At 60.5% G+C, this 14340-nt stretch carries 14 protein-coding genes; 3 read left to right on the top strand and 11 right to left on the bottom strand.

The window, feature by feature from the left end; all coding sequences use genetic code 11:
* Positions 1-5: 5 nt before the first annotated feature.
* Entirely contained in the window at positions 6-740 is a 735-nt protein-coding gene (gene minC, locus M0654_RS05135) for a septum site-determining protein MinC (protein ID WP_118852260.1), read from the bottom strand.
* Positions 741-934: 194 nt separating this feature from the next.
* Between minC and M0654_RS05130 the strand changes: the two genes are divergently transcribed.
* Positions 935-1312: a response regulator gene (locus tag M0654_RS05130; RefSeq protein ID WP_245450549.1), complete on the top strand. Its 378-nt coding sequence runs from the start codon at positions 935-937 to the stop codon at positions 1310-1312.
* Positions 1313-1320: 8 nt separating this feature from the next.
* Here M0654_RS05130 and M0654_RS05125 read toward each other — a convergent pair whose 3' ends face one another.
* Genes M0654_RS05125 through M0654_RS05115 form a run of 3 tightly spaced genes read right to left on the bottom strand, consistent with a single transcriptional unit; the run spans position 1321 to position 4973 of the window.
* Positions 1321-2310 carry a sensor histidine kinase gene (locus M0654_RS05125; protein WP_248682111.1) on the bottom strand — a complete coding sequence of 330 codons (990 nt, stop codon included), beginning with the start codon at positions 2308-2310 and terminating at the stop codon, positions 1321-1323.
* A 13-nt stretch (positions 2311-2323) separates the two neighbouring features.
* Positions 2324-2782: a response regulator gene (locus M0654_RS05120; protein ID WP_118852865.1), complete on the bottom strand. Its 459-nt coding sequence runs from the start codon at positions 2780-2782 to the stop codon at positions 2324-2326.
* Positions 2775-4973 carry an ATP-binding protein gene (locus tag M0654_RS05115; RefSeq protein ID WP_248682110.1) on the bottom strand — a complete coding sequence of 733 codons (2199 nt, stop codon included), beginning with the start codon at positions 4971-4973 and terminating at the stop codon, positions 2775-2777. The genes M0654_RS05120 and M0654_RS05115 overlap by 8 nt, the downstream gene beginning before the upstream one ends.
* A 173-nt stretch (positions 4974-5146) precedes the next feature.
* On the opposite strand from M0654_RS05115, the gene M0654_RS05110 reads away from it, so the two are divergent.
* On the top strand, positions 5147-6304 hold the full coding sequence (locus M0654_RS05110; protein WP_118852257.1) for a fumarylacetoacetate hydrolase family protein: 1158 nt from the start codon (positions 5147-5149) through the stop codon (positions 6302-6304).
* Between the two features lie 51 nt (positions 6305-6355).
* Positions 6356-7216 (top strand): glutathione-dependent disulfide-bond oxidoreductase, encoded by an 861-nt coding sequence (gene yghU / locus M0654_RS05105; RefSeq protein ID WP_118852256.1) that lies wholly within the window; start codon positions 6356-6358, stop codon positions 7214-7216.
* A gap of 52 nt (positions 7217-7268) precedes the next feature.
* Here the strand turns inward: yghU and M0654_RS05100 are convergent, their stop codons facing one another.
* From M0654_RS05100 to M0654_RS05070, 7 genes are all read right to left on the bottom strand, one after another.
* Positions 7269-8168, bottom strand: a complete 900-nt coding sequence (locus tag M0654_RS05100; protein WP_248682109.1) for a carbohydrate ABC transporter permease — start codon at positions 8166-8168, stop codon at positions 7269-7271.
* Between the two features lie 11 nt (positions 8169-8179).
* On the bottom strand, positions 8180-9112 hold the full coding sequence (locus tag M0654_RS05095; protein WP_118852254.1) for a carbohydrate ABC transporter permease: 933 nt from the start codon (positions 9110-9112) through the stop codon (positions 8180-8182).
* Between the two features lie 66 nt (positions 9113-9178).
* Positions 9179-10483 (bottom strand): ABC transporter substrate-binding protein, encoded by a 1305-nt coding sequence (locus M0654_RS05090; RefSeq protein WP_118852253.1) that lies wholly within the window; start codon positions 10481-10483, stop codon positions 9179-9181.
* A gap of 137 nt (positions 10484-10620) precedes the next feature.
* Complete coding sequence (locus M0654_RS05085) at positions 10621-11688, bottom strand: ABC transporter ATP-binding protein (RefSeq protein ID WP_118852252.1); 1068 nt, start codon at positions 11686-11688, stop codon at positions 10621-10623.
* Between the two features lie 68 nt (positions 11689-11756).
* Entirely contained in the window at positions 11757-12515 is a 759-nt protein-coding gene (locus M0654_RS05080; protein ID WP_118852251.1) for an SDR family oxidoreductase, read from the bottom strand.
* A 2-nt stretch (positions 12516-12517) separates the two neighbouring features.
* Positions 12518-13504 carry a D-erythronate dehydrogenase gene (denD, locus tag M0654_RS05075; protein WP_248682108.1) on the bottom strand — a complete coding sequence of 329 codons (987 nt, stop codon included), beginning with the start codon at positions 13502-13504 and terminating at the stop codon, positions 12518-12520.
* 56 nt (positions 13505-13560) lie between these two features.
* Positions 13561-14340, bottom strand: a complete 780-nt coding sequence (locus M0654_RS05070; protein ID WP_248682107.1) for a hydroxypyruvate isomerase family protein — start codon at positions 14338-14340, stop codon at positions 13561-13563.

Below are 14340 nucleotides of genomic sequence, written 5' to 3'. Positions count from 1 at the left end.
TCGGCTCACGTCAGTATTTCTGCAATAATCGAATCGCCGTCGAGCCAGCATTGGACCGGTTGTCCGCGCAGGTTTTCGGCCATGTCTTCCGCCATCTTGTAGATGCCGTCGATTGCCACCAGCTCGGCTTCGAGCTTGCGGCAGAATATCCGCGCCGTGGCGTTGCCAAGCGAACCCGCCATGGCTCGACCGCGCAGGGCGCCGTAGATGTGCACCGATCCGCCAGCGATGATTTCCGCGCCGGAAGCAACCGATCCGATCACCGTCACGTCACCCTCCGGGAAGATCACCGACTGTCCGGAACGCACCGGCTCGCTGATCACCAGCGACTGGAGCGTCGGCCGCACCTCTACCGGAGCAGGCTTTACCTCTGCCTCGCTGTTGCGAAGCTCGATAACAGGCTCCTTGGCAATCGCCTCGTCGGAAACCGGCCGGCCGCCCTTCAGTGCCGGTGGCATGCCGGGACCGAGCAGTGACGGACGCGCGCCCTCGATGCCCATGATGCTGACGTTGCGCTGCGAAAGCTGCGCGACGAGTTCCTTCAGGTCGGCCTTGCCGATATCAAGGTCGTTAACGTCCAGCACCACCGGACGGCCCAGGAAGAAGCCGGCCGAACGCGACGCCAGATCATCGAGCCTTGTCAACCAGTCTTCTACCGGAAGGTCCGGAGAAAGAACGACCGCGAGGAATGAGCGGCCCTTGATGCGGATCGAGCGAGCGTCTGTTAGCACTTTGGTCATCTACGTAAACAAATCGTTGATTGGATTTACTGCTTCGATGGTTAACAAATGGTTAACGGGTGCCGCGCGGGGCTTAACCAAGCGCTAATTCTCATCTTCCTCATGTCGCGCTGAGAACGCACGGGCCTTGATGATCTGATCATGGCCGCTAAGTCTGTCGACAGGAAATTGTCACCCGAACCTGTGGTACCCACGTGTTGCAAAAAGATACCCAACGGATCCTCCTGCTGGAGGACGACCTTCTCCTTGCCATGGATATGGAGGACTACCTCATCGACAAGGGTTTCACGATCGTCGGACCGTTCGGCCGCGTCGCGGATGCCGTTGATGCGATCGGGCGGACGGAGCTTGATTGCGCGATCGTCGACCTCAACCTGCACGGGGAGCTGTCATTCCCGGTCATCGAGCTCCTGCAACAGCACTCTATCCCGGTGATCGTCTGCAGCGGCTATGCGGAACTACCGGAGCTTAAGGCACGCCTTGCCGGGCTACCGCTGCTTCCCAAACCTTGGGACGCCAAGATCCTGTCGCGGCTGATGCAGGAGCATTTCTCCGTCAACAACCGCGTCTGACGCAAGGATCAAGCCTGGAGCGGGAAGGTGATGTGGCACTTCAACCCCGTCGCGGCGTAGTCGAGAACCGCTTCACCCTGCAGTTCGTAATGCACGCTTCGCTGGATCAGGGTCGTCCCGAAACCCTGGTCGCCGGGAGCTGCGATCGCTGGACCGTCATGCTCCTCCCAGCTCAGATGAACCCGTGCCTCGTCTTGGGCCTCCTCGCGGTGCCAGGTAATTGAGATGTAGCCGCCATCCTGCGACAGAGCGCCGTATTTCACGGCATTGGTGGTCAGCTCGTTGAACACCATGCTCAGCGCCAGCGCCGTCTTCGGGTCAAGATGCACAAGCGGGCCCGCCTCGATCCTGAAGCGCTCGCCACGTCCTTGGCGATGGGGCTCAAGCGTACGGCGCACGACCTCAAGAAGTTCGGCCTGGCTCCAGTTCGTCTCGAACAGAAGGGCATGCGCGTCAGCCATGGCACGCAAACGACCGAGCAGAACTTCCGTGTACTGGTCAACCGTGAGGCTGCTCTTGGCAGTGCGCCGCACCAGCGACATCACCATCGACATGGTGTTCTTGACGCGGTGGCTCAACTCGCGAACCAGCAATTCCTTCTGATGTTCGGCCCGCCTGCGCTCCGCCTTCTCACGCGCTTCCGCCAGTGCTCGATCGACTGCCGCGGGCAGGCGGATCAACCGCTGCTTCAAGACGTAGTCAGTGGCGCCGTGCCGGAAGGATTCAATCGCCGCCTCTTCACCCAGCACGCCTGAGACGAAGATGAATGGGATTTCCGGCAGCGCCGCGCTCGCAAGCTCAAGTGCACTCATCCCGTCAAAATCCGGAAGCGAAAAGTCGGACAGGATCAGGTCGAAGTCCCGTTGCTGAAGAGCTTCCATATAGCCGGCCCGGTTGGCGACACGCCGCACCTGCGGCCGCGGATCCATGCGCTCGAGATGTTCGCAGATCAGCTCACCATCCAGGTGGCTGTCTTCGAGAAGCAGAATGCGGGGCACTGGGGCTGCAGCGCTAGCCGGCACCTTGTCCCCGATATCCCGGTGGGGGTTCGTTGAGGAGAGCCCAGAAGACTCCCAGGTCCTGGATGGCTTTGAAGAATTCGTTGAATTCGACTGGCTTGACCACGAATGCGTTGACGCCAAGTTCATAACTCCTGACGAGATCCTGCTCCTCGCGGGAGGAGGTCAGCATGACGATTGGGATGTGTCGCAGCTTCTCGTCCTTCTTGACCCGCTCAAGGACTTCCAGCCCATCCACCTTTGGCAATTTCAGGTCCAGGAGGACCACGGTTGGATCTCCTCCATTGCGGCCACTGTGGGCGCCCGTGGAGAAGAGGTAGTCGACAGCTTCCGCGCCGTCGCGCGCAATGATGATTTCGTTCGCCAGCTGGCACTTTTCCAATGCTGCAAGCGTCAACTCCAAGTCTCGCGGGCTATCTTCCACGAGAAGGATTGGTCTCAATTCAGGCAAAGGCATGGCCTTTCGGTTGGACTGTGGGAAGCTCAAAGGTGAACGAGGCGCCCTTGTCGACCTCGCCCGTCGCCGTGATCGTGCCGTTATGCCGTTCAATGATGCGTCGAACAAGAGCAAGGCCTATCCCGGTTCCTTCGAAGTCTTCCTGGCGCTGAAGACGTTGGAAAACGCCAAAAAGTTTCCCGGAATAGGTCATGTCGAACCCGACGCCATCGTCTGACACCGTATAGGTCGTCGCGCTGTCAGAGCCGTTGCCGGAAACGGTGATATGGGCTGTTTCGCGTGGGCGGGTGTATTTGACCGCGTTCTCGATGAGGTTGAACCAGACCTGCCTCAGCAATGTCGCGTCACCCCATGCAGGCGGCAGATCGGCGATCTTCCAGTCGATGTTGCGACCTTCGTTGGTCAGCATGACGCTGCGCAACACCTCGGCGACCAGCTTATTCATGTCGACATTCTTGTAGGTGATCGAGGTGCGTCCGAGCTGCGAGAAATTCAACAGGTCGTCGACGAGCCGGCCTGCGGCAAGCGCCGATTCCGATATGGTGTTGAGATAATGCAGCGACTTCGGATCCATGTCCGACTCCCGCTCCCGCAGCAACTGCGCGAAACCGACGATGTGCCGGAAGGGGGCCCGGAGATCGTGTGACACCGAATAGGAGAAGGCTTCGAGCTCCTTGTTGGAACGCTGCAGCTCCGCGGAGAGCGAGGCAAGTTCCTCTGCCTTGCGCAGCACGATCCCCACGATCGCAGTGCGCAGGTCACGCGCTGCGGCGAGTTCCGCACCAGTCCACTCCAGCGCAGTAAGGCGCACCTGTTCGCGCCATGCATCGAAAGATTTGCGCGGGTGGATCCTCCCCTCTTCGCGCACTTCCTTGTGCGGATCACCACCCCATTGAACGGTTCGCACGACCTCCGGCCGGAACCAGATGAGCCAGCTGGAGTGCAGTTCCGAGATGCGAGCCGCGATGACACCCGCTGCAACGTCCGCGAACCGCTCGCTGCCTGGGAGATGTTGCGCAAGCGACGCGGTTGAGAAAAGCTCCGCCTCGCCTTGCGCGCGCAGCCATTCCACCAGCTCGCGAACCTCTTCCTCGCGCGGGACGCTACCTGTTGTAAGGTAGGCATCCTCGGCAACGATGGCCGCGCCGCTAGCCCCTACTTGCGCAAGCAGCGCCTCACCATCTCCCACCAGGCCCTCGAGCCATGACGCTTCTGTGGTCATCGAGGCAAGCAACTGCGCTGTCACACGGCCGAGTTCCACACGCCTTGCCGAGTCATCCGAGTGAGCTTGGGCCGCAATCCGGATCGCGAGCGATTGAACCACGAAATCGCAGGCGTCGCGGATGGGCGCCGAGACCATGTGCGGGTTGGCGCTGTGACATGAAACGAGACCCCAGAGCGTCCCATTCACCATGATGGAAACGGACATGGAAGCCGCCGTCCCCATGTTACGCATATACTCCAAATGCACCGGCGAAACGCTGCGCAGCTGGGCGTTGCTGAGGTCGAGCGGCTTGCCGTGCTCAGGATCAACCGAAGGCTCGATCGGGACCGGCTGGTAGGAAGCGTTCGGAATGATGCGGATCGGGTTGGCGGCGTACAGGGCGCGCGCCTGCGCAGGAATGTCTTTTGCAGGGAACCGCAGATCCAGATAGGACGGCAGCTTGCCGTTACCGTGCTCGGCAACGACATGGCCGTTCCAGTCCTTGTCGAAGCGATAGACAAGCACGCGGTCGAAACCCGTCAGTTGCGCGATGAACCGTGCGCATGCGGCCATCGAGCCCGCGATATCCGATTGCCCCGCAAGGATCTGGCCGAAGCTCCTCAGTTTCGGCAGAAGATCATCAAGCGGCGGATAGCTTGCCTCTTCGATTTCCAGGATGATCGAGCGGCCAGACCTGTGGGCGCTGACCGTCACCTGCTCATTCGTGAGTGGCATCTGGAATGTCGGCTCGCTGGAGCCATGCCATGCGGCGATCTTTGGCAGGATCGGATCAAGGCGTCTGCGCGGAGGCTCGCCATATTGTACCGGTTGGCCAAGAAAGCGCTCCGCATTCTGGCTTGCCTGCACCACCGCCATATGCGGCGGTCGCAGGACGAAGAGCACCCCGTGCGGCTGGATAGCGCCTGGAATATGGATGGGCTCTTGAGCACAGGCTTCGAGATCCGTCGCGGGATGGTCCACTCAACTGATCCTTACTTTTGGGTTTCCAGTTCTTCAGCGCGGGCTGAAGTTAGCGTCCTGTGAAGGTTTGTAAAGTCACGTCCCGGATGTTGCGCTTCTGCCTCTCCCCACTGGCGCTCACGGCACAATATCATCTACAACAGACCTCCCGATATACGAGCGGATTGTGATTGATGAGCCTTGATCTTCTGAACCTGCCCGAACAAGCACTTCTCCTCGGCCGCATCTGGCGGCCCGATGTCCAGGGTCCGAGTGTCGTCACGATACGAGATGGCTCATTGGTCGACATCACGACAGCTGAGGCACCGACGATCAGTGCCGTGTTGGAACGGGACGACGCGGCAGAATATGTGGCTCGCGCCCCAGGCGAGACAGTTGCAGATCTGGCGTCTGTTGCAGCGAACAGCCAAGGCACCCCGGACCCGTCGAAGCCGTACCTGGTCGCGCCGGTGGACCTGCAGGTCATCAAGGCCTGCGGCGTGACCTTCGCCCAGTCCATGATCGAGCGTGTGATCGAGGAAAAAGCCGCCGGGAACCCGGATCGCGCTGCCGCCATCCGCGAGCGGGTCGCGTCCCTCATTGGTGGAAGCCTCAAGAACCTCAAGGCCGGCTCGCCGGAGGCTCAGCGCGTGAAGCAGGCGCTGATCGAAGAAAGCATGTGGTCCCAATACCTTGAAGTGGGCATCGGACCGGACGCGGAAGTGTTCACCAAGGCGCCGGTGCTTTCGTCCGTCGGCTGGGGTGCGGATGTCGGCCTGCATCCGGTCTCCACCTGGAATAATCCGGAGCCGGAAGTCGTGCTTGCCGTCAACAGCCGCGGCGAGATCAAGGGGGCGACGCTTGGCAACGACGTGAACTTGCGCGACGTAGAGGGTCGTTCTGCGCTGCTGCTCGGCAAGGCGAAGGACAACAACGCCTCCTGCTCAATCGGCCCATTCATCCGCCTTCTCGATGCCAGCTACACGCTCGACAATATCCGCCAGGCGGAGCTTGACCTGACGGTCACTGGCGAAGATGGCTACGTGCTGCACGGCAAGAGCTCGATGTCGCAGATCAGCCGCGACCCGCTCGACCTCGTCTCGCAGACCTGCGGCGCCCACCACCAGTATCCGGATGGGTTCATGTTGTTCCTCGGCACTTTGTTCGCGCCGACGGAAGATCGCGACACGCCGAACCAGGGCTTCACTCACAAGGACGGCGATGTCGTGGAGATCTCTTCTGCGGCGCTGGGCACTTTGCGCAACACCGTACGCCGCTCGACCGAATGCTCTCCCTGGAGCTTCGGTATCGGTGCATTGATGCAGAACCTTGCCAAGCGGCGGCTGCTCTAGCCGCGGGTTCACCCTCAACCTCACCAAGCGAAACGAATGGGAAGGCCAGATATGTCTGACTATACACCTCCAAAGGTCTGGGTCTGGAACAAGGCGAATGGTGGTCAGTTCGCCAACATCAACCGGCCGATCGCCGGGCCGACGCATGACAAGGAACTGCCGGTCGGGAAACATCCGCTGCAGCTTTATTCGCTGGCGACGCCGAACGGCCAGAAGGTCACCATAATGCTGGAGGAATTGCTGGCGCTCGGCCATTCCGGTGCCGAATACGACGCCTGGCTGATCAGGATCGGCGACGGCGACCAGTTCAGCTCGGGCTTTGTCGAGGTGAACCCGAATTCCAAGATCCCGGCCCTCATGGATCGCTCGGGGCCTGAACCCATTCGTGTCTTCGAGTCGGGATCGATCCTCTTTTATCTTGCAGAGAAGTTTGGCGAGTTCCTACCACAGGAGCCGGCAAAGCGTGCGGAATGCATGTCATGGCTGTTCTGGCAGATGGGCAGCGCGCCTTATCTCGGCGGGGGCTTCGGTCATTTCTACGCCTATGCTCCAACCAAGATTGAATACGCGATCGACCGCTTTGCTATGGAAACCAAGCGACAGCTTGATGTGCTCGATCGGCGTCTGGCCGAGAACGAATACCTGGCAGGCAGCGACTATACGATCGCCGACATGGCCGTCATGCCCTGGTATGGTGGGCTGGTGAAGGGCTGGCAGTATGGCGCGGCCGAGTTCCTCTCGGTGCACGAATACAAGAACGTCATCCGCTGGGCCGATGCCATCTTGGCCCGTCCTGCGGTCAAGCGCGGGCGGATGGTGAACCGCGTGAGCGGAGAGCTCTCGGAACAATTGCACGAGCGCCACGACGCATCCGACTTCGACACGAAGACACAGGACAAGATCAAAGCTTGAAGCCTCAGCGATATTGAAGGCCTCTTGCCCGGCAAGAGGCCTTTTCCTGCTCCTATTCCTTCACGGCTCCGGTCATTGACGACACGTAATAGTCGACGAAGAAGGAATAGAGGATGACGACCGGCAGGGAGCCGAATAGCGCACCGGCCATCAGCGATCCCCATTCGAACACGTCGCCACGCACAAGTTCGGTCAGCACGCCAACCGGGATCGTCTTGTTCTCCGACGACTGGATGAAGGTGAGCGCGTAGATGAACTCATTCCAGGACAGGGTGAAGGCAAAGATGCCGGCCGAGATCAGGCCCGGCACCGCCAACGGCAGGATGATCTTCGTCAGGATCTGCCAGCGGTTGGCGCCATCGACCAGCGCGCTCTCTTCCAGCTCGAAGGGGATCGACCGGAAATAGCCCATCAACAGCCATGTGCAGAAGGGGATGAGAAAGGTCGGGTAGGTGAAGATCAACGCAAGGCGCGAATCATAGATGCCGAGCTTGAAGACGATGAAGGCGAGCGGAATGAACAGGATCGACGGCGGCACCAGATAGGCGAGAAAGATCACCAGACCGATCGATCGCGCACCCGTGAATCGCACGCGTTCGATCGCATAAGCGCCGAAGACCGAGGCGAGAAGCGACAGGAAGGTGGAGCAGACCGCTACCAGCATCGTGTTCCACAGCCATCCCGGATAGGACGTTTGAAAAAACAGATACTTGATGTGGTCCAACGTCGGCTTCACGACCCAAAAGGGGCTGTAGTTCGAATAATCCGTCAACTGGTCGTTCGGCTTCACCGCCGTGATTGCCATCCAGTAGAATGGGAAAAGCAGCACGAAGACAAACACCGCCATCGGCAGATAGAGCATCACGATCCGCCGCGGCAGGCGGTTCAGGTAGCTCATGCCTTCGGCACTGTCGGTCAGGATCGGGTCAGCGGCGTTGGAATTGGTCGACATATGGTTCTCCCTTAGTCCTGACCGCCCTGCTGCCATTTGCGGCGTTGCAGGCCAAAGAAACTGAACATGATCGCGGCCAACAGGAACGGAACCATGGCAACGGCGATTGCCGCGCCCTCGCCGAGCTGCCCGCCGGGGATACCGCGCTGGAAGGACAAGGTTGCCATCAGGTGCGTGGCGTTCACTGGTCCGCCCTTTGTCAGCACGTAGATCAGCTGGAAATCCGTGAAGGTGAACAGGACAGAAAAGGTCATGACCACGGCGATGATCGGGGTCAGCATCGGCAGCGTAACGTAGCGGAACCGTTGCCAGTTGCTCGCGCCATCGAGCGAGGCCGCCTCCTGAAGCGATGCCGGGATCGTCTGCAGGCCGGCGAGCAGCGAGATGGCGACGAAGGGGATCCCGCGCCAGACATTGGCAAGAATGACAGAGATACGAGCATTGGTGGGATCACCCAGGAAGTTGATCGGCCCGTTGATAAGGCCCATCTGCATCAGCGACCAGGAGATGATCGAGAACTGAGAGTCGTAGATCCACCAGAAGGCAAGGCCGGAGAGCACCGTCGGCACGACCCATGGCAACAGCACGATGGCGCGGAAGAAGCTCTTGAACGGCAGGTGCTGATTGAGCAACAGCGCGAGCCAGAGCCCGAGCGCGAACTTCAGGACCGACGCCACGAAGGTGTAAAGCACCGTGTTGAAGACGGAGAGCCAGAAGACGCCGTCGTCCATCAGGAACTGGTAGTTCTCAAGCCCGATGAAGATGCCGTCACGGCCGATCCGCGTATCGGTGAAGCCAAGCCACACCCCAAGACCGAGCGGATAGGTGAGGAAGCAGACGAGAAACACGGCAGCCGGCAACATGAACAGGAAGCCGAGCACGTTGTTGTTCTGCAGGAGCGACGGGCGGCGGCCTTGGCCACGTCTGGAATCTACGGTCGCCATTGCTATTCTCCAGCCTGAAAAAGTGGTTGGCCTGCGGCACGATGAGTGCCGCAGGCGCTTTGTCTGTTACACGCGGTAGTAGCGGTTCGCGCGGCGTTCCGCTTCCTTCATGGCGTCCTCCGGAGACGACTGGCCGGTGACGGCTGCCGCATACATGTCGACGAGCACATAGTCCGCCATCGTGGCTGCCGAAGCGTAACCCAGCGGGCCGGCATACCCGTTCGGGCGCAGCGTTTCCGAGGCGCGCGCGTAAGGCGCGTGGATCGGGTCGGCTGTCCAGATCGGATTTTTCGCGTAGGCCTTCAGCGGCTGGCAGCAATAGGCACTCGAGCCCTCCAGCCACGCGTTCATCTGGTCCGCTTCCATCATGAACTTGATGTAGGCCTTGGCAGCTTCCGGGTACTTGGTGTGCTTGAACAGCAGCAGCGAACTGGTCTGGTGCAGTTCGACGCTCTGGCCGACCGGGCCGACCGGGAAGTTGGTCGAGCGGATATCCTGGGCAATCTCGGCAAGCTTCGGATCTGCCTTGGCGGTGTAATAGACGGAGACGCCGTTGGCCGTCAGCGAGACCTGGTTTGCCAGGAAGGCGCGGTTGTTGTTGACGTCCTGCCAGCTTTCCGTGCCCGGGATGAACGTGGCGTAGAGCTCCTTGGCATAGTTGATCGATGCCAGCGTTTCGGGACTATTGATCGTCACCTTGCCGCTTTCATCGACCATCTTGCCGCCGTGGCTCCACAACAGCCAGTGGGCATAGTTATTGCCGTCACCCACGGCCTTGCCATGCGGGAAGCCGGCGGGTGTGCCCTTCGCCTTCAACGCCTTGCAGAGCTCCAGGAAGCCTGCCGTATCCTTCGGGAATTCGCTGAAGCCTGCCGCCTTCATGTGGCTGTCGCGGTAAACGACGGCGTTGCCGATGGCGGTGAGTGGCATGGCGATGAACTGATCGCCGCGCGACGCATAACCCTTCACGCCGTCATACCAGCCGCCGTATTTGTTGCCGAGATAGTTGGCGAGTTCGGTCAGGTCGACCAGCTTGTCCGGATACTGGTGCGCGTCATCGAACCAGCACATGACAAGGTCCGGGCCGGAGCCGACATTGGCCGCGACGGCGGCTTTCGGACGGATGTCTTCCCAGCTTTCCTTGTCGATGCGAACCTCGACGCCCGTCGCCTCCGTAAACTTCTTGGTGTTGGCGAGCCAGGCTTCTTCATCGCCCTTCACGAAAGGTGTCCAGCGCAAAAGGCGCAGGCTCGCACCGCTTTCAGGTGTGTAATTCGGTTCCGCCTGCGCAAACGAAGGGCGGATGCCGAAGCCGGTTGCGCCAGCGACGGCTGCTGAAGCAGCTAGAAAGTCACGTCTTCTGATCGTCATAATATTCCTCCTCTTGCAAAGCGGGAGCGAACTCTCTGTCATCCGCCTCCCGCTGGCGAACGACAGCCTGCTGCACCCGTAGCGGGTTGCGTGCTGAGCGGCTGATCGGGCTCCTCTTCCCGAACCGCCGCCCAACGTCAGTCTGTCAATCTTCGACCCGTTTCAGCGTCGAAGAGATGCACATGGGTCGCGTCGATCGCGACGCGCAGAGTTTCACCGGGCCGCGCGGTGACGCGCTCACGGAATACGCAGTTCAGGTCGCTGCCACCCAGGCGAAGGGAAAGATGCGTTTCGTAGCCGGTAGGTTCGATGACGATGATTTCACCGGGCAGACCATCATCTGCCAGTGAAATGTATTCCGGGCGCAGACCGTAGACCAGATCGCGGCCTTGAGCCGCCGCCGGCGGGTTCGACACGGGCAGCGCTGTGCCATCGCTGGTGATGAACCGGCCGCCATCGGCAGTGTCGAGCCTGCCCTTGATCATGTTCATGGCCGGCGAGCCGATGAAGCCACCGACGAAGAGGTTCGCCGGCTTGTCGTAGAGTTCCAGCGGCGAGCCCACCTGCTCCACAACACCATCGTGCATGACGACGATCTTGTCGGCCATGGTCATGGCTTCGATCTGGTCGTGCGTGACATAGACGGTCGTTGTCTTGAGCCGCTGATGCAGTTCCTTGATCTCGGCGCGCATCGCCACGCGCAGCTTCGCATCGAGGTTCGACAGCGGCTCGTCGAACAGAAAAACTTCTGGGTCGCGCACGATGGCGCGGCCCATGGCGACGCGCTGGCGCTGGCCGCCGGAGAGCTGGCGCGGATAACGGTCGAGCAGCTTGTCGAGCCCCAGGATGCCGGCGGCGTATTTCACCCGCTTCTCGGCCTCTGCCTTCGGCGCCTTGTTGAGCATGAGCGAAAAGCCCATGTTCTGCTCCACCGTCATGTGCGGATAAAGCGCGTAGTTCTGGAACACCATGGCGATGTCCCGCTCTTTCGGCGGCAGCGTATTGACGACCCGTCCGCCGATCCTGATCTCGCCTTCGGATATGTTTTCCAAGCCGGCAAGCATCCGCAGAAGCGTCGATTTCCCGCAGCCAGAGGGCCCGACGAGGATGACGAATTCCCCATCGGCAATGTCGATGTTGACGCCCTTGATGACCGGAAACGAACCGAACGATTTCCGCACATCGGCGAACTGCACATCTGCCATACTCTACTCCTCCCAGATATCGAGCACCACGCATGCCATTTCATGTATCTGCGGAAGGTCCCGCAGCATTACCCTCGTCCGACGAACGGCATTTTGGTCGCCATCACGGTCATCGTCAGCACGTTGGCGCTAAGTGGCAGGCTCGCCATGTAGACCACCGCGTCTGCAACGTGCGTTGCATCCATGGTAGCCTCGATCGCCACCTCGCCATTCGCCTGCATGACGCCCGCCTGCATCTTCTTGGTCATATCGGTTGCGGCGTTGCCGATATCGATTTGGCCGCATGCGATATCGAAGTCGCGTCCGTCGAGCGCCGTCGACTTGGTCAAGCCGGTGATCGCATGCTTGGTCGCCGTGTAAGGCGCCGTATGCGGACGCGGCGTGGTCGCCGAAATCGACCCGTTATTAATGATGCGCCCGCCACGCGGCGTCTGGCTTTTCATCATCCGCACTGCCTGTTGGGTGCACAGGAAGGCGCCCGTCAGGTTTGCAGCGACGATCGCATGCCAGTGCTCGACCTCAAGTTCCTCGATTGGCACGTTCGGCACATTCATGCCCGCATTGTTCACCAGAAGGTCGATCCGCCCGTACTTTTCGGCGATCGTATCGAATAGCCTTCGCACCGAAGCAGCATCTCCAACATCGGCCGGCACGGCAAGATATTCGCTGCCGGTGGCAGCTTCCAGCTCAGATGCCGCGCTTTCCAGCACTTCCTTTCGCCGGCCTGAAATGACCACCTTGTAACCTGCAACGCCCAGAGCCTTGGCGATCGCCTTGCCGACCCCCGTCCCGCCACCGGTAACCAGTGCAATCTTGGTCCATTCCATGCTCAAGCGATCCTCCCACCCAGTTCATCTTCGATATGCGCCTGCAGGATCTGGTCGAAATCCTTCTCCGCCTGGAAACCCAGCGCCTCGGCGCGGCTGGCATCGAACTGTGTCGGCCAACCGGCGACGATCTTTTCGATGACAGGATCGGTCTCGCGCTTGATGAGCGCAACGGCCTTGTCACCCGCGACACGACGCAAAGCCTCGATCTCTTCTCCGACCAGGGCAGAAAGCCCCGGCATGGTCAGGTTGCGGCGCGGTCCCACGGCTGCCGTATCGATCGTCGCGGCATGAATGAAGAAGTTGACCGCCGAGCGCGGGCTCGCGAACCAGTGGCGCACATTCTCGCTGACCGGCAGGACGGCTTCCTTGCCAACCAATGGTTCGCGCAGGATGTTCGAAAAGAACCCGGATGCGGCCTTGTTCGGAGCGCCCGGGCGCACGCAGATCGTCGGCAGGCGGATGCCGATGCCATCAAAGATGCCGCGGCGGGAATAGTCGGCAAGCAACAGCTCGATGATTGCTTTTTGGGTGCCATAGCTGGTGAGCGGTGTCGTGAAGAACTCGCCTGGAATGACTTCCGGGAAGGGGGTCCCGAAGACAGCGATCGATGAGGCGAAGACCACCCGCGGCACATAGTCTGCATTCTGCCCCTGCTGCCGGATGGCTTCGAAAAGCGCACGACTGCCGTCGAGGTTGACCGAATAGCCTTTGTCGAAATCGGCCTCCGCTTCACCCGAAACAACGGCTGCCAAGTGGAAGATGATGTCCGGTCGCAGAGCGATCACCTTCTCGGCGACACCGTTCTGAGAAAGGTCGGCGGTCATTGCCGTTGAGATGGACTGCAGAGCCTCTGGTACGGGTGGTTGAAACGCGTCGACAAGCGTCAAGCGCTCGATCGAGCCGCCGAGCACGCCCGGTTCCCGCGCAAGCCTTTCCACAAGCTTGCGACCGATCATGCCTGCTCCACCCAAGACCATTACATGCATTCGGCCTTCTCCTCCCAGTTCAGCCGTATCACCCTGGACTTCACCTCTCGACGAGGTCAAAGCGATGTCTTCTCCCGAAACGTCTTCAGCCAACCCAATCCTGCATCTGTCGACGTTGCCGGCCTGTATTCGGCGCCGATCGGCTGCCGGTAACCAAGCTCGTTCAGTTGCGCCAGGATGTGGTGGTAGTTGATCTCCCCATGGTCCGGTTCGCGTCGATCAGGGACCGACGCAATCTGGATATGTCCGATCGAATTCAGATACGTTTGCAACCTGAAGGTCAAGTCACCTTGCATGATCTGCAGGTGGTAGCAGTCGAACATCAGCTTGATGTTCGGCCGCCCGACCGCCTCGATCACCTCCAGCGCCTGCTCGCAAGTCTGCAGGAAATAGCCCGGCACATCCCGATGGTTCAGTGGCTCGATCAGAATCATGATGCCGGGCTCTGCCGCAAGCTCGCACGCGAACTGGAGGTTGGCGATGAAGGTCTCGCGCGCAGCCTCGCCCGATGCCCTGCCTGCCATCACATGCACGTTGACCGCACCGATTTCCGTGGCATAAGCGACCGCCTGCTGGATCGCATCTCGTGCTTGGTTCTCGCGGCCCGGCAGCGCCGCAAGGCCGTTTTCACCCGCCGCGACATCTCCTCGGATCGTGTTGATGCCAAGCATCTTCAGGCCTGTCTCGCGCAGCGCCGAACGCACCGCTTCGACTGGCACTTCATAAGGCCAGTGGCATTCGACGGCGTCGAATCCGGCCGCCTTTGCGGCGCGGATGGCATCCGGCAACGGCAGCTCCTGCCATAGAAACCCGAGATTTGCGGAGAAGCGTGCCAT

This window comes from Neorhizobium turbinariae (genome assembly GCF_023223505.1).
Taxonomy (GTDB): domain Bacteria; phylum Pseudomonadota; class Alphaproteobacteria; order Rhizobiales; family Rhizobiaceae; genus Neorhizobium; species Neorhizobium turbinariae.
This window is presented reverse-complemented; position numbering and strand designations above follow the sequence as displayed.